17 protein-coding genes are annotated in these 20,323 nt (G+C 72.5%); 7 read left to right on the top strand and 10 right to left on the bottom strand.

The annotated features are described in order from the left end of the window. Positions 1-29: 29 nt before the first annotated feature. The 5 genes from ACRAKH_RS25830 to ACRAKH_RS25810 all read right to left on the bottom strand — a co-directional run bounded on the left by ACRAKH_RS25830 (position 30) and on the right by ACRAKH_RS25810 (position 5,009). Complete coding sequence (locus ACRAKH_RS25830; protein ID WP_380726402.1) at positions 30-617, bottom strand: TetR/AcrR family transcriptional regulator; 588 nt, start codon at positions 615-617, stop codon at positions 30-32. Next, the gene (locus tag ACRAKH_RS25825; RefSeq protein WP_380726400.1) at positions 614-2,509 is read right to left on the bottom strand and encodes a YhgE/Pip family protein; all 1,896 of its coding nucleotides are present in this window, start codon (positions 2,507-2,509) and stop codon (positions 614-616) included. Before ACRAKH_RS25825 ends, ACRAKH_RS25830 begins: the two co-directional genes overlap by 4 nt. Beyond that, positions 2,506-3,132, bottom strand: coding sequence for an ATP-binding cassette domain-containing protein (locus tag ACRAKH_RS25820; protein ID WP_380726398.1), 627 nt, complete (start codon positions 3,130-3,132; stop codon positions 2,506-2,508). The genes ACRAKH_RS25825 and ACRAKH_RS25820 overlap by 4 nt, the downstream gene beginning before the upstream one ends. A 112-nt stretch (positions 3,133-3,244) precedes the next feature. Next, on the bottom strand, positions 3,245-4,168 hold the full coding sequence (locus ACRAKH_RS25815; protein ID WP_447009349.1) for an N-acetyltransferase family protein: 924 nt from the start codon (positions 4,166-4,168) through the stop codon (positions 3,245-3,247). Positions 4,169-4,178: 10 nt separating this feature from the next. After that, a complete protein-coding gene (locus ACRAKH_RS25810) occupies positions 4,179-5,009 on the bottom strand; it encodes a class I SAM-dependent methyltransferase (protein WP_380726394.1) in 831 nt (276 codons plus the stop codon). Between the two features lie 189 nt (positions 5,010-5,198). Between ACRAKH_RS25810 and rpsA the strand changes: the two genes are divergently transcribed. The 3 genes from rpsA (at position 5,199) to coaE (ending at position 8,850) form a co-directional block, all read left to right on the top strand. Further along, a complete protein-coding gene (rpsA, locus tag ACRAKH_RS25805; RefSeq protein WP_360796786.1) occupies positions 5,199-6,695 on the top strand; it encodes a 30S ribosomal protein S1 in 1,497 nt (498 codons plus the stop codon). A gap of 324 nt (positions 6,696-7,019) precedes the next feature. Then, positions 7,020-7,646: a hypothetical protein gene (locus tag ACRAKH_RS25800; protein ID WP_380726392.1), complete on the top strand. Its 627-nt coding sequence runs from the start codon at positions 7,020-7,022 to the stop codon at positions 7,644-7,646. Between the two features lie 28 nt (positions 7,647-7,674). Beyond that, positions 7,675-8,850, top strand: coding sequence for a dephospho-CoA kinase (gene coaE, locus ACRAKH_RS25795; protein WP_380726390.1), 1,176 nt, complete (start codon positions 7,675-7,677; stop codon positions 8,848-8,850). On the opposite strand, the gene ACRAKH_RS25790 is transcribed toward coaE, so the two are convergent. Together ACRAKH_RS25790 and ACRAKH_RS25785 are read right to left on the bottom strand one after the other, a co-directional pair. Then, positions 8,826-9,344 carry a DUF402 domain-containing protein gene (locus ACRAKH_RS25790; RefSeq protein WP_380726389.1) on the bottom strand — a complete coding sequence of 173 codons (519 nt, stop codon included), beginning with the start codon at positions 9,342-9,344 and terminating at the stop codon, positions 8,826-8,828. The two genes, coaE and ACRAKH_RS25790, sit on opposite strands and share 25 nt — an antisense overlap. Before the next feature lie 136 nt (positions 9,345-9,480). Further along, positions 9,481-9,993 (bottom strand): DUF402 domain-containing protein, encoded by a 513-nt coding sequence (locus ACRAKH_RS25785; RefSeq protein WP_380726416.1) that lies wholly within the window; start codon positions 9,991-9,993, stop codon positions 9,481-9,483. A 108-nt stretch (positions 9,994-10,101) separates the two neighbouring features. Here ACRAKH_RS25785 and ACRAKH_RS25780 point away from each other — a divergent pair, with 108 nt between their 5' ends. From ACRAKH_RS25780 to ACRAKH_RS25770, 3 genes are all read left to right on the top strand, one after another. Continuing rightward, positions 10,102-11,478: a DUF5685 family protein gene (locus ACRAKH_RS25780; RefSeq protein WP_447009348.1), complete on the top strand. Its 1,377-nt coding sequence runs from the start codon at positions 10,102-10,104 to the stop codon at positions 11,476-11,478. 66 nt (positions 11,479-11,544) lie between these two features. Next, positions 11,545-13,704 (top strand): excinuclease ABC subunit UvrB, encoded by a 2,160-nt coding sequence (gene uvrB, locus ACRAKH_RS25775; RefSeq protein WP_380727135.1) that lies wholly within the window; start codon positions 11,545-11,547, stop codon positions 13,702-13,704. An 8-nt stretch (positions 13,705-13,712) separates the two neighbouring features. Next, positions 13,713-14,303 (top strand): MmcQ/YjbR family DNA-binding protein, encoded by a 591-nt coding sequence (locus ACRAKH_RS25770; RefSeq protein ID WP_447009347.1) that lies wholly within the window; start codon positions 13,713-13,715, stop codon positions 14,301-14,303. Between the two features lie 43 nt (positions 14,304-14,346). On the opposite strand, the gene ACRAKH_RS25765 is transcribed toward ACRAKH_RS25770, so the two are convergent. From ACRAKH_RS25765 to ACRAKH_RS25755, 3 genes are all read right to left on the bottom strand, one after another. Further along, entirely contained in the window at positions 14,347-15,018 is a 672-nt protein-coding gene (locus tag ACRAKH_RS25765) for a maleylpyruvate isomerase family mycothiol-dependent enzyme (RefSeq protein WP_380727139.1), read from the bottom strand. Positions 15,019-15,088: 70 nt separating this feature from the next. After that, positions 15,089-16,015: an ABC transporter permease gene (locus ACRAKH_RS25760; RefSeq protein ID WP_380727141.1), complete on the bottom strand. Its 927-nt coding sequence runs from the start codon at positions 16,013-16,015 to the stop codon at positions 15,089-15,091. Continuing rightward, entirely contained in the window at positions 16,012-18,882 is a 2,871-nt protein-coding gene (locus ACRAKH_RS25755) for an alpha/beta fold hydrolase (protein WP_447009346.1), read from the bottom strand. Before ACRAKH_RS25755 ends, ACRAKH_RS25760 begins: the two co-directional genes overlap by 4 nt. Positions 18,883-19,280: 398 nt before the next feature. On the opposite strand from ACRAKH_RS25755, the gene ACRAKH_RS25750 reads away from it, so the two are divergent. Then, entirely contained in the window at positions 19,281-20,288 is a 1,008-nt protein-coding gene (locus tag ACRAKH_RS25750) for a TerC family protein (RefSeq protein ID WP_380727145.1), read from the top strand. Positions 20,289-20,323 lie beyond the last annotated feature (35 nt).

Genomic DNA, 20,323 nt, shown 5'->3' with positions numbered 1-20,323 from the left:
ACCGGGGTCGACCACCCTGCCGGTGAGGCCTAGCTCGGCCGCAGCCCCCGCACCAGCGACAACACCGACTCCCGCACGTCGGCGAGGCTGCGCTCGGGCTGGAACACCTGCCAGTCCAGCGCGATCACCAGCAGCGTGCCGAACAACGCGGCCGACGCCGTCCCCACCTGCACGCCCTCGGGCAGCCGACCCGTGTCGGCCAACCGCTGCATCTGCCCCCGCACGATGGACACGATGTCGTCGCGCAGCAGGCTCAACGTGCCGTGCCACTGGCCGGGGGTCCGCCACAGCTCGGACACGAGCAGCTGCCCGAACGCCGGGTACTCGGCGAAGAACCCGAGCATCCCGTCCACCAGCGACGCCATCGCCGACGCCGTGTCGTCCTCCTCCTCGGCCACCTTCAGCCGTGCCGCGAGCAGGTCGACGCCGTGCCGCAGCAGGGCGTCCACCAGCGCGTCCTTGCTGGCGAAGTTGTAGTAGACGGTGCCCTTCGCGACCCCGGCCTCGGCCGCGATCTCGTCCACGGTGACGCTCGCCGCGCCCCGCTCGCCGACGAGCCGCAGCGCGGCGTCGAACAGCTTCTGCTTGGTGGCCGCGGTGCGGCCGGGGCGGGTCACAGCACCAGTTCGGGCTTGAGGCGAGACGGGGTCCACACCCGCTGCTTGTACGCGGCGAGCGTCGCCAAGGCAAGGCCCGCGACGAGGTAGCCGACGAGGACCAGGGCGTCCAGGCCGACGCCGCCCAGCGATCCGCCGTACATGAGGTGCCGCAGCCCGTCCACGGCGTAGCTCATGGGCAGCCCGTGGTGCAGCGGGTACAGCGGCACGGGGATGGTCTGCCACGGGAACGTGCCGCCCGCGCTGACGAGCTGGAGGATCAGCAGCACCAGCCCGATGAACTTGCCGACCGCGCCGAACAGGGCGTTCAGCGCGTGCAGCACCGCCACGAACGTCGCCGACACCAGCAGCAGGAACGCCAGCGCCCCCACGGGGTGCGAGGGTCGGATGTCCACGACCAGCGTGACCACCGCGAACATCACCACGACCTGTGCCGCCCCCAGGAGCGCACCGGGCAGCCACCCGCCCAACGCCACCCGCAGCGGCGACTGCCCGCCCGCGAGACCACGTCGGGACAGTGGCCTGAGCAGCAGGAACAGCACGAACGCGCCGATCCACGTCGCGAGCCCGAGGAAGAACGGGGCCAGGCCCGCGCCGTAGCTGCCCGCGGACGTCTGGCTCACGCCGCGCACGGTCACCGGGTCGCCGATCGTCCGCGCGGTCGACTCGCGGGTCGGGTCGTCGGGGTTCGGGATCTCCGCGACGCCCGCCGCCAGCCCGTCGCGGAGCCGGGCGGAGCCGTCCACGAGCTGCTCCGACCCGTCACGCAGCCGCGCCGCGCCGTCCCGGGCCTGCCCGGCTCCCGACGCGACCTGCGCCGCGCCGTCGTTCAACCGGGTGATCGCGCTGGTCAGCTCGGGTGTGCTCGCGGCGAGCGCGGCCGCGCCGTCGGACACCTGCCGCGCGCCGTCCGCCAACGTCCGCAGCTGCCCGGCGGTGCCCTGGACCTTGGCGTTGGCGTCGTCCACGGGCTTGCGGGCCTCGCCCAACGCGCCGAGCACGCGGCGCACTTCTTCTTCGGAGAACCCGAGCGCACGCAGGCGCGCGGCCACGTCCCCGTTCACGGTGTCGAGCCGGGTGACGACGTCCTGCGCCTTGGCGGCGTAGTCCTCGGCGGTCCTGGCGACGGTCTCGTTGCCGTCGGCCACCTGCCGCGCGCCGTCCGCGAGCTGCTGCGACCGCCGCGGCAGGTCGGCCGTCGAGTCGCGCAACGCGGTGAGCCCGGTCGACACCCGGGACGCGCCGTCGGCCAGCGGCACGGTCCCGTCCGCGAGCTGCCGGGCCCCGTCGTGGGCGTCCTGCTGGCCGGTGGCGAGCTTCGTCGCGCCGTCGGCGGCCTCGGCGGTCTTCTGCCGGATCGTCGAGAAGCCGAGCAGCAGCTTGTCCGCGGCCTCCGCGCCGACCCGCGCGGACACCGACCGCCGCACCTCGGCGACGACCTGGTTGGCGATGGTCGAGCCGAGGTAGTTGTTGGCGTCGTTGGTGGTCAGCACGATCACGCCCGGCCGCGGCGTGAAGTCGCCCGGCGACAGGAGCGCCTGGGAGAAGTCCCCGGGCAGGGTCAGCGCGAACGTGTACGTCCCGTCGCGCACGCCCTCCTCGGCCTCGGCGGCGTTCACGCGGCGCCAGTCGAACCGGTCGCCGGCCACGAGCTCCTCGGCGACGTCGCGGCCCGCGTCCAGGCGCGTGCCGTCGCTCGCGGTCGCGCCCTCGTCCTCCACGACGAGCGCGGCGGGCACCTGGTCGAGGTGCGCGTGCGGGTCGTCGTTCGCGTACAGGTACAGCGCCGCGTACAGCAGCGGGACCAGCGTCAAAGCCACCACGGCCAGCTTCGGCAGCGTGCCGGAGGTGACCCGGCGCAGCTCGTTGAGCGCCATCCGGACGGCGGTCACTCGGACTCCTCGGGGACGTTGTCGGCGCCGATCCGCGCGGCGGGGACGGTCCCCAGGGCGGCGGCGGTGGTCGTGGTGCAGAGGGCGACGACGGACCGGTCGGGCGTGACGTGCCGGCGCGCCAGCTCCCACCAGCCCGCGGGGTCGCCGTGGTAGCGGTCGGGGCTGTCCAGCACGAGCGCCCGCGCGCCGGGGCGGCCGGCGGCCAGGTCCAGCATCAACGCGCACCGGGTGGCGGCCGGGACCTGCTCGAACCGGTGGTCGAGGTACGCGTCGGCGTCCCGCTCGGTCAGCCAGTCGGCGACGGCCTTGCGCCCGCTGCGGGCGCCGTTCATGGCCAGTTCCTCGCCGACCACGCCGGCCAGCGACAGCGCCGCCTCGGGCTCGCTGACGTCGGGGGAGTCCACCAGCACGACGTGCTCGCGCAGCTCGGCGGCGGACGGGGCGACCTCGCCGGTCGTCGGGCGCATCCGACCGGACAGCACGAGTCCGAGGGCGGTGTGGCCCGCGCCGGGCGGACCGGCGACCAACACCAGCTCGCCCGGCTTGACCAGCAGGGACGTCGGCTTCAGCACCGGGCCGTGCGGGCCGGTGACGCCGACGCGGCGAGCGTGGATCTCCACCGCGAACCTCCTACTTGAACTGACCGGTCAGTACAAATAGTGGCGCGCGAAGAGGGCGGCCCACAACTCGGGGCGGTGTGATTCGCGACCCGGCGGGGTGGCCGGGGTGGGCTCAGCGGAGCGCCCCGGCGGGGCGGACCTCCCACATCGTCCACAGCGGGCGGTAACCCTGGCGCGGCCAGAACACCGACGACAGCGGGTTCGGCGGGTTGTAGTAGAGGTAGGTGCCGACCGTGCCGAGGCGCTGCAACTCGCGGTGCGCGTGGGCCATGAGCTGCCGGCCCAGTCCGACGCCCCGCGCGCCCGGCAGCACCGACACGCAGTTCACGTAACCCCAGCGGCCGTGGGGGAGCCTGGTCGACGTGGCGTTGCCCGGCTCCGACGTCACCACCGCGCACTCCGCCAGCGCCACCGCGATGCCGTCCCGCTCGGCCAGCCACGCCGGACCGCCCGCCGCCAGCCGCTCGGCCAACGTCCGCCGCTTCAGCTCCACCGCGTCCGGCCGGTGCACCGTCGAACCCACCATGGACGAGTAGCGCAGCTCGGCCAGCGCCAGCGTCAGCACCGTCTCCAGGTCCGCGGGCGTGGCCCGGCGGATGACCGCGCCGCCCGTGACCTGCGGCGCGGGCGCCTGCCGGACGGCGATCACCGTCAACGGCACCAGCCCGTGGTCCAGCAGCGCCCTGGTCGCCTCCGCGTCCCGGCTCGGCCAGGTCAGCACGCACGCCGAGTCGCGCTCGGCCGGTCCCAGCAGGTCCAGCCGCTTGCGCCACGCGCGCAGCAGCGCGTCCATGCCCGCCGCGCCCGCCGCGCCCAGCAGCGGCGTCAGCTCCCACACCTCGGTGGCCGACCACAGCCGCGCGGGGGACCGCCGGTCGTGCACCTGGCGGCTCAGCACGCCGGCGACCCGCGTGCCGTCCGGCAGCGCGGCGGTGATGACGTCGCCCTCCGGCGGCGCGGCCACCGACGGCAGCAACGGGTCGACGCTCGCGAAGCGCGCGCTCTGCGCCTCCATCAGCCCTTGACCGACGGTCATGACAGGCAGGCTACGGCTTGCGCGTGCGGAAGATCGCGGTGCCCGGGAACAGCCGGCCGCGCAGCGGGCTCCACTGGCCCCACGTGCGGGTGTGCCCGGCGGGCCACTCCGGCTCCACCACGTCGACCAGCTCCAGGCCCGCGCCGACGAGCGCCCGCACGTAGTCCCCGGTGGTCCGGTGGTGCTCCACGTACGTGGCCCGACCCGAGTCGTCCACCTCGACGTACGGCGTGCGGTCGAAGTACGACTGGGTGACGGTCAGCCCGCCCGGCCCGGGGTCGTCCGGGAAAATCCACCGGATCGGGTGAGTCACCGAGAACACCCACGGCGCGCCCGGTCGCAGCACCCGCGCGACCTCGCGGAACACCTCGCCCACGTCCGCCACGAACGGCACCGCTCCGAACGCCGAGCAGGCCGCGTCGAAGCTGCCCGCCGCGAACGGCAGCTGGTCCGCGCTGGCCTGCACCAGCGGCACGGCCACGCCGGTCGCCTCGTTCGCCGCCACCGCGTGCCGCAGCATCCCCGCCGAGATGTCGAACGCCACCGCGCGGGCGCCCCGCGACGTCAGCCACCGCGCGCACGGCGCGGAGCCGCAGCCGACCTCCAGCACCCGGCGTCCGCGCAGGTCGCCGAGGTAGCCGACCTCCTCCTCGCGGACCCCCTCCGGGCACCAGAGGAAGTCGGCCGCGCCCAGGAAGTCGCCGTGCTCGGCGTGGTAGTCGTCGGCGTCGGCGTCCCACCACATCCGGTTGGCCGCCCGCGACTCGGCCGCGTCCACGCCCCGCTTGGCGATGCCGGTGGTGCCGAGCGCCTGTTCCGCGCTCGCGTGCTGGTCGGACACACTGCTCCATTCAAGGGACCGGTTTGCCCGGTCGTCGCCGAGCCGCGTACGATATCGCCCGCGTAGTGGGTTCGCGCTGTCCTGATCGGTGAACACCTGGTGAGTCGGTCTTCGCGGTGGTGGCGTGCCCTCCGCGTAGCGTTGAACCCGCAGGCCTAAACCCCAATCCGTACCGGAGCCACCTACCTAATGTCCACCGACACCACCACTGTCCCGGTTGCCGCTGCGCCGAAGCAGGTCGCTATCAACGATATCGGGACGGAGGAGGACTTCCTCGCCGCCATCGACAAGACCATCAAGTACTTCAACGATGGCGATATCGTCGAAGGCACCATCGTCAAGGTCGACCGGGACGAGGTCCTGCTCGACATCGGCTACAAGACCGAGGGCGTCATCCCCTCGCGCGAGTTGTCGATCAAGCACGACGTCGACCCCAACGAGGTTGTCAAGGTCGGTGACGAGGTCGAGGCTCTTGTTCTCCAGAAGGAGGACAAGGAAGGCCGGCTGATCCTCTCCAAGAAGCGCGCCCAGTACGAGCGCGCCTGGGGCACCATCGAGGCCCTCAAGGAGAAGGACGAGCCCGTCAAGGGCACCGTCATCGAGGTCGTCAAGGGCGGCCTGATCCTGGACATCGGTCTGCGCGGCTTCCTCCCCGCCTCGCTCGTCGAGATGCGCCGCGTCCGCGACCTCCAGCCGTACGTCGGCCGGGAGCTCGAGGCGAAGATCATCGAGCTGGACAAGAACCGCAACAACGTGGTCCTGTCCCGCCGCGCGTGGCTGGAGCAGACCCAGTCCGAGGTCCGCAGCGAGTTCCTCAACCAGCTGCAGAAGGGCCAGGTCCGCAAGGGCGTCGTGTCCTCCATCGTCAACTTCGGCGCCTTCGTGGACCTGGGTGGCGTGGACGGCCTCGTGCACGTCTCGGAGCTGTCCTGGAAGCACATCGACCACCCGTCCGAGGTCGTCGAGGTCGGCCAGGAGGTCACGGTCGAGGTCCTGGACGTCGACATGGAGCGCGAGCGCGTGTCGCTGTCGCTCAAGGCGACGCAGGAAGACCCGTGGCGCCAGTTCGCCCGCACCCACGCGATCGGCCAGATCGTGCCGGGCAAGGTCACCAAGCTGGTTCCGTTCGGCGCGTTCGTCCGGGTCGACGAGGGCATCGAGGGCCTGGTCCACATCTCCGAGCTGGCCGAGCGCCACGTCGAGATCCCGGAGCAGGTCGTGCAGGTCGGCGACGACGTCATGGTGAAGGTCATCGACATCGACCTCGACCGTCGCCGGATCTCGCTGTCGCTGAAGCAGGCCAACGAGGGCTTCACGGTCGACTCCGAGTTCGACCCGACCCAGTACGGCATGGCCGCCGAGTACGACGACCAGGGGAACTACATCTACCCCGAGGGCTTCGACCCGGAGACCCAGGAGTGGCAGGAAGGCTTCGACAAGCAGCGCGAGGAGTGGGAGCGTCAGTACGCCGAGGCCCACACGCGCTACGAGGCCCACATGAAGCAGGTCGCCAAGGCCGCCGCGGCCGAGGAAGAGGCCGCGGGGGAGACCAACTACTCCTCCGGTGGCGACGCCCCGGCTGCCGCCACGTCGTCCAGCACGGGCGCCCCGGCCCAGGCCGGCGGCACCCTGGCGAGCGACGAGCAGCTCGCCGCGCTGCGCGAGAAGCTGTCGGGCGGCGCCTGACAGGCACGACCGGCCGACGCACCTCGTCGGCTGACTGAGTGACCACGGTCGCCCCTCGCCCACTCCGGGCGGGGGGCGACCGTCGTTCCGGCCTCTCTCACGACGTTCGGCGGCGGCGCAGCGGGCCGAAGCGCCCGGCGGCCCACCCCGAAGCGTGGTCCGAACCACCGCCGAGCCCGCCGCCGCGATCACCACGGCGATCACCGCGTCGCGGACACCGCCACCGACCGCCGGAAACCGGCGCCGCACACCACCTCCCGCGGCATCCCCCGTGGCGGTTGATCGCCGTGCGGAGTGGTTGCCGTGCGCTAAGTTGAGAGCCCTATGGGCGTGCGTGCGGTGATGGCGGCGGTGGCGGTGGCGGTGGCCCTGGGCTCGACGGTCACGGCGTGCTCGACCGTGACACCGCCGGCCGTGCCGAACCCGCGGATCCCGACGATCGTGCCGCCCACGTCGTTCAGCCGCGTCCCCCAGATGGTGGACCGCCCGCTGCCGGACGACTGCGAGCTGGTCGTCCCCGTGGAGGTCCTGCACCAGCGCCTCGGCCGCGAGCTCCCCGGTGAGCTGAAGACGATCATCGGCATCCCCGAGCCGTCGCTCGGCCGCACCGGCAAGATCGACTGCTACTACGGCGTGGGCGAGCGCCAGCCCCTCGCCGCCGCGCCCGTCGTCGTCGGCCTCGCCTCCTACGTGGACGCGCCCACCGCGTCCGGCCGGGTCACCGAGAGCGTCACCGCCGAACGCGAGGACGGCGCCACCGTCACCCAGGTCGACGTGAGCAAGCACAAGGGCTCCCTGGTCACCACCAAGGACGAGCGGCTGCTCATGGGCTCCCTCGGCAAGACGACGTTCGTGGCCCGGGTCAAGGCCGGTGTCGTGCCGGACGACGCGGTGGGCGCGTTCCTCGCCGCCATCGCCCAGCAGTCCATGACCCCGGTCGAGGAAGCCTGAAGATCCTTCACGTGGCAGGCTGGACGCCATGTTGCGCGTGGGGCTCTCCGGGGGAATCGGGTCGGGCAAGTCGACGGTGGCACGCCGCCTGGCCGAACACGGCGCGGTCGTCATCGACGCCGACCGGCTGGCCCGCGAGGTGGTCGAACCGGGCACCGACGGGCTCCGCGAGGTCGTCGCGGCGTTCGGCGAGGACGTCCTCGACGCCCACGGCGCCCTCAACCGCGCGGCGCTCGCGGCGAAGGTGTTCGGCGACGAGCAGGCCCTCGCCACCCTCAACGGCATCACGCACCCGAGGATCGCCGCCCGCACGGCCGAGCTGATCGCCGCGGCGCCCGAGGACGCGATCGTCGTGCACGACGTCCCGCTCTTGGTCGAGAAGGAGATGGCGCCGCTCTACCACCTGGTGCTGATCGTCCACGCGGACGTGGACCAGCGGCTGGCGCGGCTGCGCGGCCGGGGCATGGCCGAGGACGACGCGCGCCGCCGCATCGCCGCCCAGGCCGACGACGACCGCCGGCGTGCCGTCGCGGACGTGTGGCTGGACAACTCCGGCACGCCCGACCTGGTGCTGGCGCGGGTGGACGCGCTGTGGGCGGACCGGCTGGTGCGGTACGAGGCGAACGTCCGCCTGCGCCGCCACGCGTCGGGTCCGCCGATCGTGGTGCCGTACGACGAGACGTGGCCGGTGCAGGCGGCACGGGTCGCGGCCCGCATCCGGCTCGCCGCGGGCGGGCGCCGGGTGGAGCACATCGGCTCGACGTCCGTGCCGGGGCTCGCGGCGAAGGACGTGCTGGACTTCCAGCTGGCCGTGACGTCGCTCGACGAGGCGGCGGAGCTGGAGGAGGCGCTGACCCAGGCCGGGTTCCCGGGCCTCGGCATCGGCGAGGACACCGTCAGGCACGGAGGCGACGACCAGTCGCGGTGGCTGAAGAGGCTGCACGCGGGCGCGGACCCCGGGCGGCGGGTCAACCTGCACGTCCGCGTGGAGGGCGGTCCGGGGTGGACGTGGGCGATGCGGTTCCGCGACTGGCTGCGCGCCGACGCACGGGCGCGGGACGAGTACGCGGCGGTCAAGCGGGAGCTGTCGGAGCGGCACAGAGGTGATGCGGACGGTTTCGCGTACGGCGACGCCAAGGAGCCGTGGATGGACGCGGCGACCGCGCGCATGGACGCGTTCTACAGGGACGGCCACACGTCGTAGATGCCCCGGTGGGTGAGCCACGTGCCGAGGTCGTGCCGGTGCAGGCTGACCTCCTCCAGCGTGCGGTGCACGGTCCGCAACGCCTGGTCGGCGTCGTCGGGGCCCAGCACGCGCCCGGCGACGGCGGCGGCGAACTCCTCCGAGCGCACGATCCGCGCCGTCGTGCCGCCCGGCACGGCGAGGCCCAGAAGGAGGTCGGTGGTGCGCCACCAGCGGCCGTCGCGCTGCACGCGGACTGCGCTGAGCACGCTCGGGCCGCTGCGCGCGTGGCGCGACCGGGGTCGGTGGTGGGTCAGCCGGAGCCCCAGGTCGGGCATCAACCAGGTGACCTCGGAGTCGGAGAACGGGTCGTCCGGGGTGGGGCATTCGAGCCGCAGGCCCCAGTGCTCCACCCGACAGGTGGAGAGGTGCCTCGACGTGCCGCTGGAGTAGCTCCGAACAGCGCTGACGGTGTCGACAACGTCGACCAGCTGAGGTGTGATGACCGCTCCCACGCGACCCGAGGGTAGCCGGAAGTGTGCTGCGGGTAACTACGCGGATCGATTCGTTACATCACGGTCTGCGTAGGGCCGGATCACTATCGGGTGACGGACTCGGATGGCGGTTGACCAGCGAGTGTGACCGTCTGTATTACCGCTGACGCCACGTGGTGATCGTTCCGCAGGCCGCCAGCCAGCGGACGACGTCGTGCCCGTGCGCCGCGATCCCGGCGACCGCGCGGTACGTCGTCTCCAACGCCCACTGTGCCCGGTCCGGCTGGATGAGGCCCTGGTCGAGTGCGGTCAGCAACTCGTCCGTGTCGAGCACGGTCACGCTGCGTCCCGTGCGGACGACCAGGTCCAGGTACAGGTCGACGGTCTTCCACACCGACCCGCTCGAACTGATCTCGACCACGTCGACGTACAGGTCGTAGTCGCGCTCGTGGCCCGGGTGCCACGACTGGCGGGTGACGCGCAGGCCGTGCGCGGGCAGCAGCCACGACTCGAAGTGCGACAGGCGCGGGTGCCCCGGCACCGGGCGCGACATGTACAGGCCGTGCCGCGTGAGTCGGTACTCCTCGACCCCGCGCAGGTGGCCCTTGGGATCGGTGTTGCTCTTCGCGTCGAGGTCGAAGTACTCGATCTTCGGCGGGTGGATGTGCATGCGGGTCCCGGCGGCACTCGACGTCACAGGCCCGACTTTAGGCATCGGCACCGGCCGAACACCCAGTTCTGTCACCCAAAAGTAGGATGATCGCTTAGTCTTCCCGCCATGTTCGGCATCATCCGCCCGTGCCGCAACCGCCTGGGCCCCGAGCTGCGCGAGTCGTGGCTGGCGCACCTGTGCGGGCTGTGCCTGGCGCTGCGCGACGACCACGGCCACCTCGCCCGCGTGGTCACCAACTACGACGGCCTGGTCATCTCCGCCCTGGTGGAGGCGCAGGCCGGTCGGTCGCGGCGGTCCGCGGGGCCGTGCGCCCTGCGCGGCATGCAGGCGGCGGACGTCGCCGTGGGCACGGGCGCGCGCCTGGCCGCGTCGGTGTCCCTGGTGCTGGCGTCGGCGAAGGTCGGCGACCACGTGTCCGACGGCGACGGCGTGTTCGCGCGGGCCCCGATGCGGGGCGTGGGCAGGCAGGTCGCGCGGCGGTGGGCGGCGCAGGCGTCGGAGACGGGCCTCGACCTGGGGTTCGACACGGCGGTCCTGGTGGACGCGGTGAAGCGCCAGTCCGACGTTGAGGCGGCGGCCGGGCTCGGCTCGTCCGTGCTCGCGGTGACCGAGCCGACCGAGACCGCGGCGGGCGAGGCCGTGGCGCAGACCGCCGTGCTGGCCGGGCGTCCGGGCAACGCCGCGCCGCTGCGCGAGGTCGGCCGCCTGTTCGGACGGCTGGCGCACCTGCTGGACGCCGTGGAGGACCTGGCGGACGACCGGGCGTCCGGCGCGTGGAACCCGCTGGTCGCGACCGGGACGACGGTGGACGAGGCCCGGCGGCTGTGCGACGACGCGGCGCTGGGCATCACGCTCGCGATGCGGGAAGTCGACTTCGCCGACGACCGGCTGGTGCACGTGCTGCTGGTGCACGAGGTGCAGGAGTCGATCCGGCGGGCGTTCGGCGACCCGCACACGCACACGCGGGCCGCGCGCGCTTCCGGAACGGACATCATCGAGGCGGACGACCTCGACTCACACATCCTCCACTCACACACCCCCGAGGCGCACACCCCGCAGCCGCCGCCCGGCTGGCAGCCCGCGCCCGGCATGTACCCGCCCCCGGCGCAGCACGGCCCGCACGGCGCGCCGCCTCCGTACCAGGGCCACGTGCCGCCTCCCGGCCCCGTGCCGCCGCCGTCCGCGCCCGGCCGCGGTGGTCCGCCCGGCCCGCCCGTCCCGCCAACCGGGGGGAAGAAGGGCAGGCGCGGCGACGAGCCCCTGCGCCCCGGCAGCGGGCTGTGGTTCTGGCCCAAGCTGAAGCGCCCGCCGGTGACGCGCGGCGTGCTGCTGGGCTGCCTGGCCGTGCTCTACCAGTGCGGCACGTGCCAGTTCTGCTGCCGCGACCCGCACCCCGGCCCGTTCAGCGGCAAGCCGCGCGAGGCGTGGTGCAACTGCGACTGCTCGTGTCCCGACTGCTCGTGCTGCGACTGCTCCTGCTGACCGTCCCCGCGTCGTCTGACCTGGGCCGATCGAACAGTGTCGTACCCCCGGCGTACCGTCGTACCCGTGGCATTCCCTACCGAGATCCCGGTCAAGGCGCACTCGTCGCATCGTCCCGTCGGTGACATCCCCCGCACCGACGGGAAGTTCCGCGTGGTCAGCGACTACCAGCCGGCGGGCGACCAGCCCGCGGCGATCGCGGAGCTCGAACGGCGCATCCGCGCGGGGGAGAAGGACGTGGTGCTCCTCGGCGCCACCGGCACGGGCAAGTCGGCCACCACGGCGTGGCTGGTGGAGAAGGTGCAGCGGCCCACGCTGGTGATGGCGCCGAACAAGACGCTGGCCGCGCAGCTCGCCAACGAGCTGAAGGGCTACTTCCCGGACAACGCGGTGGAGTACTTCGTCAGCTACTACGACTACTACCAGCCCGAGGCGTACATCCCGCAGACGGACACGTACATCGAGAAGGACTCGTCGATCAACGAGGACGTCGAACGGCTGCGTCACTCGGCCACGATGAGCCTGTTGACCAGGCGTGACGTGATCGTGGTCGCGTCCGTGTCGTGCATCTACGGCCTCGGCACGCCCCAGTCCTACCTCGACCGGTCGATCAAGCTGGAGGTGGGCGGCGAGGTCGAGCGCGACCTGCTGCTCCGCGCCCTGGTCGACATCCAGTACACCCGTAACGACCTCGCGTTCAACCGCGGCACGTTCCGGGTGCGCGGCGACACCGTGGAGATCATCCCGGCGTACGAGGAGCTGGCGCTGCGGGTCGAGTTCTTCGGCGACGAGATCGACAAGCTGTACTACCTGCACCCCCTGACCGGCGACGTGGTGAAGGAGGTCGACGAGCTGCGCATCTTCCCGGCCACGCACTACGTCGCGGGCCCGGAGCGCATGGAGAAGGCGATCCGCAACATCGAGCTGGAGCTCGCGGACCGGCTCGCGACGCTGGAGCGGCAGGGCAAGCTGCTGGAAGCCCAGCGCCTGCGCATGCGCACGTCGTACGACATCGAGATGATGCGCCAGGTCGGCTTCTGCAACGGCATCGAGAACTACTCGCGCCACATCGACGACCGCGGCCCCGGCACCGCGCCCGCCACGTTGATCGACTACTTCCCCGACGACTTCCTGCTGGTCATCGACGAGTCGCACGTCACCGTGCCGCAGATCGGCGGCATGTACGAGGGCGACGCGTCCCGCAAGCGCAACCTGGTGGAGCACGGCTTCCGGCTGCCCAGCGCGTTGGACAACCGCCCGCTGACGTGGGAGGAGTTCGCCGACCGGATCGGCCAGACCGTCTACCTCTCCGCCACGCCCGGCCCGTACGAGATGGGGCAGGCGGGCGGCGAGTTCGTGGAGCAGGTCATCCGCCCGACCGGCCTGGTCGACCCGGAGGTCGTCATCAAGCCGACCGAGGGCCAGATCGACGACCTGGTGCACGAGATCCGGGTGCGGGCGGAGAAGGACGAGCGGGTCCTGGTCACCACGCTGACCAAGAAGATGGCCGAGGACCTCACCGACTACCTGCTCGAACTCGGCATCCGGGTCCGCTACCTGCACTCGGAGGTCGACACGCTGCGCCGCGTCGAGCTGCTGCGGCAGCTGCGCCTGGGCGACTACGACGTGCTGATCGGCATCAACCTGCTCCGCGAGGGCCTTGACCTGCCCGAGGTGTCGCTGGTCGCGATCCTCGACGCGGACAAGGAGGGCTTCCTCCGCTCCGGCACGAGCCTCATCCAGACGATCGGCCGCGCGGCGCGCAACGTGTCCGGCCAGGTCCACATGTACGCGGACCGCGTCACCGACTCGATGCGGCACGCGATCGACGAGACGAACCGCAGGCGGGCCAAGCAGATCGCCTACAACGAGGAGCGCGGCCTCGACCCGCAGCCGCTGCGGAAGAAGATCACCGACATCCTGGAGCAGGTCTACGCCGAGGCGGAGGACGCCATCGCGCCCGGCGGCTCCGGCCGCAACACGTCCCGCGGCAAGAAGCCCACGGGCGACCCCGGCGCGAACGGCCGCACCAGCTCCGGCGTCCTCGTGGACCGCGACCGGGGCACGATGGCGCGGTCCGAGCTGGCCGACCTGGTGCAACAGCTCACCGACCAGATGATGAACGCGGCCCGGGAGCTGCAGTTCGAGCTGGCCGCGCGCCTGCGTGACGAGATCCAGGACTTGAAGAAGGAGCTGCGGGGCATGGACGCGGCCGGGGTCAAGTAACCCGCGCCATGACGCTGGACGACGTGATCGGGCACTGCCTCGCCAAGCCGGGGGCGGAGGAGACGTACCCGTTCGGGGACGACGACCTGTGCGTCAAGGTCGGCGGCCGGATCTTCGCGTTCATCGGGCTGTCGAGCGGCACGGTGGGCGTGAAGTGCGGCGCGACCGCCGAGGAGGCGGGGGAGTGGCGGGCCAGGTACCCGGACGCCATCGAGGTCAGCGCCTACATCGGGCGCCACGGCTGGAACCGGGTCCGCCTCGACGGCACGGTTCCGGCCGACGACGTGCGGGACCTCCTCGACCACTCCTACGACCTGGTCGTCGGGAAGCTGCCGAAGTCGAAGCGCCCGCTCCCACCCGCCGACGCCCCACCCGCTGACGCCCCACCCGCTGACGCCCCACCCGCTGACGCCCCACCCGCTGACGCCCCACCCGCTGACGCCCCACCCGCTGACGCCCCACCCGCTGACGCCCCACCCGCTGACGCCCCACCCGCTGACGCCCCACCCGCTGACGCCCCACCCGCTGACGCCCCACCCGCTGACGCCCCACCCGCCGACGCCCCGCCCGCCGACGCCCCGACCGCCGACGTGTCCTGACGGTCCGACCGGCCGGAACCGGCGCGACCGCGGCGCGCAGGCGCTAGCGGCGCGACGGGTACGTCGGCCAAGGCCCGAGCGGGGGCAGGGGCGAGGCGGACGCCAGGGATTCCGGGCCGCCGCGGCCGGACAGCCACGCCGCGAGGTCGCGGACGGGGCCGGACACCTCGACGCCCGTGCCCCACGCGCGCGGCACGTCGGTGGCCCGCAGCGAGAACCCGTCGGGCAGGCGGGGCCGGAGGACGTCGACCGCGTGGCACGCGAGGTCGACGCCCCACTCCGCGGGCCGGACGCCGAGGTCCAGGTCGACCAGGTGGATCCACACCTCGCGCCAGCGGGTGAACACGGCGGGCAGGGGGTCGGGGACGTCGGGCGATTCCGGCTCGGACCAGTCGGCGACGGCCGCCCAGGCGCGTTCCAGCCGCTCCGAGTGCTCGACGGTGGCGGCGCGGTGCTCGGCGGCGGTGCGGGAGGCGGTGGCCTCGATGATCGCGTCCCGCTCGCCCGGCTCCCACAGTGCGACGACCTCGCCGCGCGCCTGGTGCTCGACGACGCGGCTGCGCGCGCGGGCGGCGTCCGCCAGGTGGGCGAGCACGTGGCCCCGCGTCCACCCCGGCAGCAGCGACGGCTGGGCGACCTGCGCGTCGGTCAGGTCGGCGATCACGTCGTGGAGCCGCCGGTGCGCCTCGGCGACACGGGCCAAGGGTGGCGTCATACCGCCACCGTAGCCAAAGGAGAACGGCGCACCGGCCGAAGCCGGTGCGCCGTTCCCGGCCGGCCGGACGTCAGCTGGTGATGTCCTTGCGGGCGAACTTGCGCGCCGCCAGCAGCGTGAAGAACGCGCCGAACGCCAACGCCGAGAACGTCCCCTTCGCCATCTGCGACCAGTCGACGTCGGACGACAGCAGGTCCGCCCACGCCAACGCGTAGTGCGTCGGCAGGTAGTTCCGCAGGTCCTCCAACGCGGTGATCTGGTCGAGGATCTGCGACACGATCGACGCCAGCACGGCGCCGCCGACCGCGCCGAGCGGCGCGTCCGTCGACACCGACAGGTACAGCGCGAGCCCGGCCACCCAGAACAGGTGGATCGAGATGTAGACGACGGCCAGCGCCACGCCGTACACCCCGGCCCCGAACGACGCGGCCTCGCCGGTCGGCGACACCGCCTCGCCCGCCCCGTACCAGGCGACGCCGACGGCGAGCGCCACCGCGGGCAGCAGCGCCAGCGCGAACACCGACATCAGCCCGGACGCGAGCGCCTTGCGCCGCAACAGCCGGTGCCGGGGGATCGGCGCGGCCAGCAGGTACTTCAACGACGACCACGACGCCTCGGACGCGATCGTGTCCCCGAAGAACAACGCCACGATCATCGGTAGCAGGAAGCTCCCGCTGACGAACAGCGTCAGGATCACGAAGTTCACGCCGCTGGCCGTGGCCAGGTCGACGAACCCGCCCGCGCGCCGGTTCGGCGACGCCTGCCCCAGCTCGAACGCCACCACCAGGATGAACGGCAGCAGCACCAGGAACCCCAGCACCAACTGCGTCCGCCTGCGGCGCAACTGCCGCGCCAACTCGACCCGGACGGGCAACGTGCGCCCGGCCCGGTAGCCGACCTTGGACCCGTCCGGCGCGACCGACGAGTGCTCGGCCGCCGCCGCGTCCGCCAGGTCGGCGATCGCGGCCGGGTCAGTGTGCACACCGTTCTCAGTCATTCGCCCACCAACTCCAGGAACGCGTCTTCCAACCGCCGGCGCGGACCGGCCTGGTCCACCGCGACGCCCGCCGCCACGAGCGCCTGCAACGCGGTCGCGCGCGGCGTCCCGTTGAGGCTCGCGTGGACCTGCTCGCCGTCCACGTGCACGTCGTGCACGCCGGCCAGGCCGCGCAGCACGGTGGCCGCCTCGTCGGGCCGGTCCACCCGGAACGTCGCCTCGCCGCCGCCGGTCGCGATCTCCTCGACCGGGCCGGCCGCGACCAGGCTGCCCTTGTGCATCACGACGACGTGCGTGCACGTCTGCTCGACCTCGGCCAGCAGGTGCGACGACACCAGCACGGTGCGCCCGGCCGCCGCGTAGCTGCGCAGCACCTCGCGCATCTGGTGGATCTGGGGCGGGTCGAGCCCGTTGGTCGGCTCGTCCAGCACCAGCAGGTCCGGCAGGCCGAGCATCGCCTGGGCGATCGCCAGCCGCTGCCGCATGCCCTGGCTGTACGTCCGCACGCGCCGGTGCACGGCGTTGCCCAGCCCGGCGATCTCCAGGGCCTCCTCGACGTGCGCCTGCTCCGGCGGACGGCCCGTGGCCGCCCAGTACAGCCGCAGGTTCGCCGCGCCGGACAGGTGCGGCAGGAAGCCGGAGCCCTCGACGAACGACCCGATCCGGGACAGCACCGGCGCGCCGGGGCTGACCTTGTGGCCGAACACCCTGATGCCGCCCTCGGTCGGCCGGATGAGGCCCATCAGCATGCGCAGCGTCGTCGTCTTGCCCGCGCCGTTGGGCCCGAGCAGGCCGAGCACCTGCCCGTGCTCCACCCGGAACGACAGGTCCTTCACGGCGGTCAGCCCGCCGGGGTAGGACTTCGTCAGGCCCTCGATCACCAGCGGCACCGATTCGAGCGACGGGTCGACGTCCGCGGTCAGCCTGCGGCGGAACCACGCGACGACGGCCGTGATCAGGCACACGATCAGCACGATCGCGATGCCCCACAGCGCCGTCGTCGGCACCTCGCTGGTCGCGTTCACGCCCGGCACCACCGGCACCGACAGGCCCGTCGAGGCCAGCGAGATCCGGTACGCGGCGGGCTCCTGAGCGTTCGCGTACGCCTGGTCGGTGGTCGACACGACGAGCTGGAACCGGTGGTCGGCCTCGACCGGGCGCACCGCGCCGGGCAGCGTCACCGTGACCTCGACGGGCGTGCCGTCGGCGGGCAGGTCCGCCACCCGCACCGGCGCGACCGCCGAGCCGGGCAGCGTGCGCACGCCACTGGCGTCCGCGTCGTACAGCTTCACGAACAGCACCGCGCCGTCGGCGGGCACCGGCTGCCCCGGCACGGCGGCGACGCGCAGCCGCACCGTCGACGAGCCGGTCAGCAGGGTCTGCGCGGTCTGCGGCTCGCTCTGGAACACGGCCGCCTGGCCGGGCAGGTCGATCGACAGCCGCGACGACAGGGAGCTCGACCGCGACACCACCGACCCGAGGCCGGGCAGGCTGGACACCGCGGCCGGGTTGCCGCCCGCCGGGTTCACCACCACCTGCTCGCGGCCGGTCAGCGGCACGTCGCGACGCTCGGTGGCGTCGGCGCCGACCAGGCCCGGGTACGCGGGCGCGACGACGTTGCGCAACGACGGCGCGCCGCTGCTGCGGAACGCGCCGACCACCGTGTACTCGAAGGTCGTGCCGGGGTCGTCGCCCTTGCCGTCGAGGTGGAACGCCATCCAGTCGGCGATCTGCCCGCGCAGCTCGGGGCCGGGCGAGCCGCCGTCGTGGCCGCCCGCGTACCAGACGACCTTCACCTTCGCGCCGTTCGCGGCGATCTGGCGGGCGTTGGCGTCGGCCTGGTCGAGGCCGAACAGGGTGTCCTGCTCGCCCTGCACCAGCAGCGTCGGCTGGGTGATCTTGTTCGTGACCGACGACGGCGAGGCGCGGCGGAGGACCTCCAACGTCCGCGGCCCGGCCTTGCCGGTGGTCGCGACCTCGGTGTACGCGGCGCACACGTCGGCCTGGAATCGCCCGCACGCGCCGTTCACCGGACCGGCCGGCCGGGGGTCGCCCTGCTGCTGCGGCGGCGCGGCGGCCGACGCGGCGGCGTTGTCGAGGCCCTGGTTGTCGTCGTCCTGACCGGGCTCGGCGGCCTCCTGGCCGGGGTTCGCGGCGTCCGCGCCGGACAGGCCGGCGGAGAAGAAGATGCCCGCCCACGAGCGCTTGAACACGCCCGCGTCGGCGAACGCGCCGGCCGCGGGAGTGGCCGTGGTGAGGCCGTCCAGGCTCGCCGAGTTCGGCAGCAGCGCCTGGGCCAGGTCGTTGTAGGTGATGACGGGGGCGATGGTGTCGACGCGCGGGTCGACGCCCGCCAGCGACAGCGCCAGCGCGCCGCCGTACGAGCCGCCGGTGACGCCGACCTTCGGGTCTCCGCCGCCGTCGGTCGCCACCTCCTCGCGGGTGGCCAGCCAGTCGAGCAGCTTCTGCGCGTCGCGGACCTCGTGGTCCAGCGAGTTGAGCGCGATCTGCCCGGTGCTGCGGCCGAAGCCGCGGGCCGAGTAGGCCAGCACCACGAAGCCGCGCTGGGCGAGCTCGGTCGCCTGCGCGGCGACGCTCGCCTTGCTGCCGCCGAAGCCGTGCGGGAGCAGGACGGCGGGCGCGGGGGTGCGCTCGGGCAGGTAAAGGGTGGTGTCGATCTGCACGGTGCGGTCGCTGTCCGGACTTTCCGGCACGTCGATCACCGCGTCGCGGGTGCTCACCGGGACGGGGTCGTCTCCTTGGCGCGTCCAGACGACGATGGCGCCCACCAGGGCGACCAGCACGACGAGCGCGGGGAGCGACCACCTGCCGCGGAGGCGGTTGAGGGAGGCCACGGAGTTGACCATAGGCGTGGTTGGCTGAGAACGGGCTGTCGGCTCCGTGTCGCGCTCTCAGCGAAACCGTCCCGCGACGACGTCGCGCCGAACTCGGCCGGACCTCGTGATCTCCCGTCCGACCAGCGGCGCGAGGGGACCGCCGCGCGGGGGACGGGCGGCGTCCGGGCGGTCTACCCGCTGGTCGTCGGCGCGGACCCGGTCGGGTGCGTCTGATCACGCTGACTGGCGCGAGACCGCATTCATGCGTGAGACTGTGGTCTGCGTGGAGGGGAGTACTCCCTCGCGGCGGTGTCGTCAGCACGGAGCCTGGCGTGGGGTTCCCGGTGCCGCCGGTCGGCTTGCTGAGAGCCGGCGGAGGAGACCTCCGGTCATTGGCGTGCGCGCGCGATGCACCGGAGGTTTATCGAATGTCTGTACCCGTGTGGCTGTGGTTCGCCACGATCGCCGGCCTGGTGGTCCTGCTGGCCATCGACCTCTTCATCGTCGACCGCAAACCGCACGAGGTGACGATCGCCGAAGCCGCGCGGTGGGTCACCTTCTACGTCGGTGTCGCCGTGCTGTTCGGCCTGGGCATCTGGTACTGGGCGGGCGGGGTGTCCGCGGGTGAGTTCTTCGCCGGGTACATCACGGAGTACTCGCTCAGCGTCGACAACCTGTTCATCTTCCTGATCATCATGACCACCTTCAAGGTGCCCGCGATCCACCAGCACAAGGTGCTGCTGATCGGCATCCTGATGGCGCTGGTCATGCGCGGCATCTTCATCGCCGTCGGCGCGGCGGTCATCGCGCAGTTCAGCTGGGTCTTCTACCTCTTCGGCGCGTTCCTCATCTACACCGGCTACAAGCTGGCGCGGACCGACCACAACGCGGAGGAAGAGGAGTACCACGAGAACGCCGCGCTGCGGTTCGTCCGCAAGGTGTTCCCGGTGACCGACCGCTACCACGACGAGAAGTCGTTCGTGAAGATCAACGGCAAGCGGTTCGTCACGCCGATGTTCATCGTCATGGTCGCCATCGGCACCACGGACCTGCTGTTCGCGCTCGACTCCATCCCGGCGATCTTCGGCCTGACCAAGGAGCCGTTCCTGGTCTTCACGGCCAACGCGTTCGCGCTGATGGGCCTGCGGCAGCTGTACTTCCTGCTCGGCGGCCTGCTGAACAAGCTGGTCTACCTGTCGATCGGCCTGTCGGTGATCCTCGGCTTCATCGGCGTGAAGCTGATCCTCGAGGCGCTGCACACGAACTCGCTGGGCTTCCTCAACGGCGGCGAGCCGCTGGACGTGCCGACCATCGGCATCGAGCTGTCCCTGTCGGTGATCGTGGGCGTGCTGGCCATCACCACGATCGCCAGCCTGATCAAGGTCCGCCGCGACCCGGACTCGGTGAAGCAGGTCGCGCCCAGCGACCATCTGTGAGCGTCAAAAACTCGTGAGCCTTGCTAATAATCGGT

The organism is Saccharothrix hoggarensis (assembly GCF_052936025.1).
This window is presented reverse-complemented; position numbering and strand designations above follow the sequence as displayed.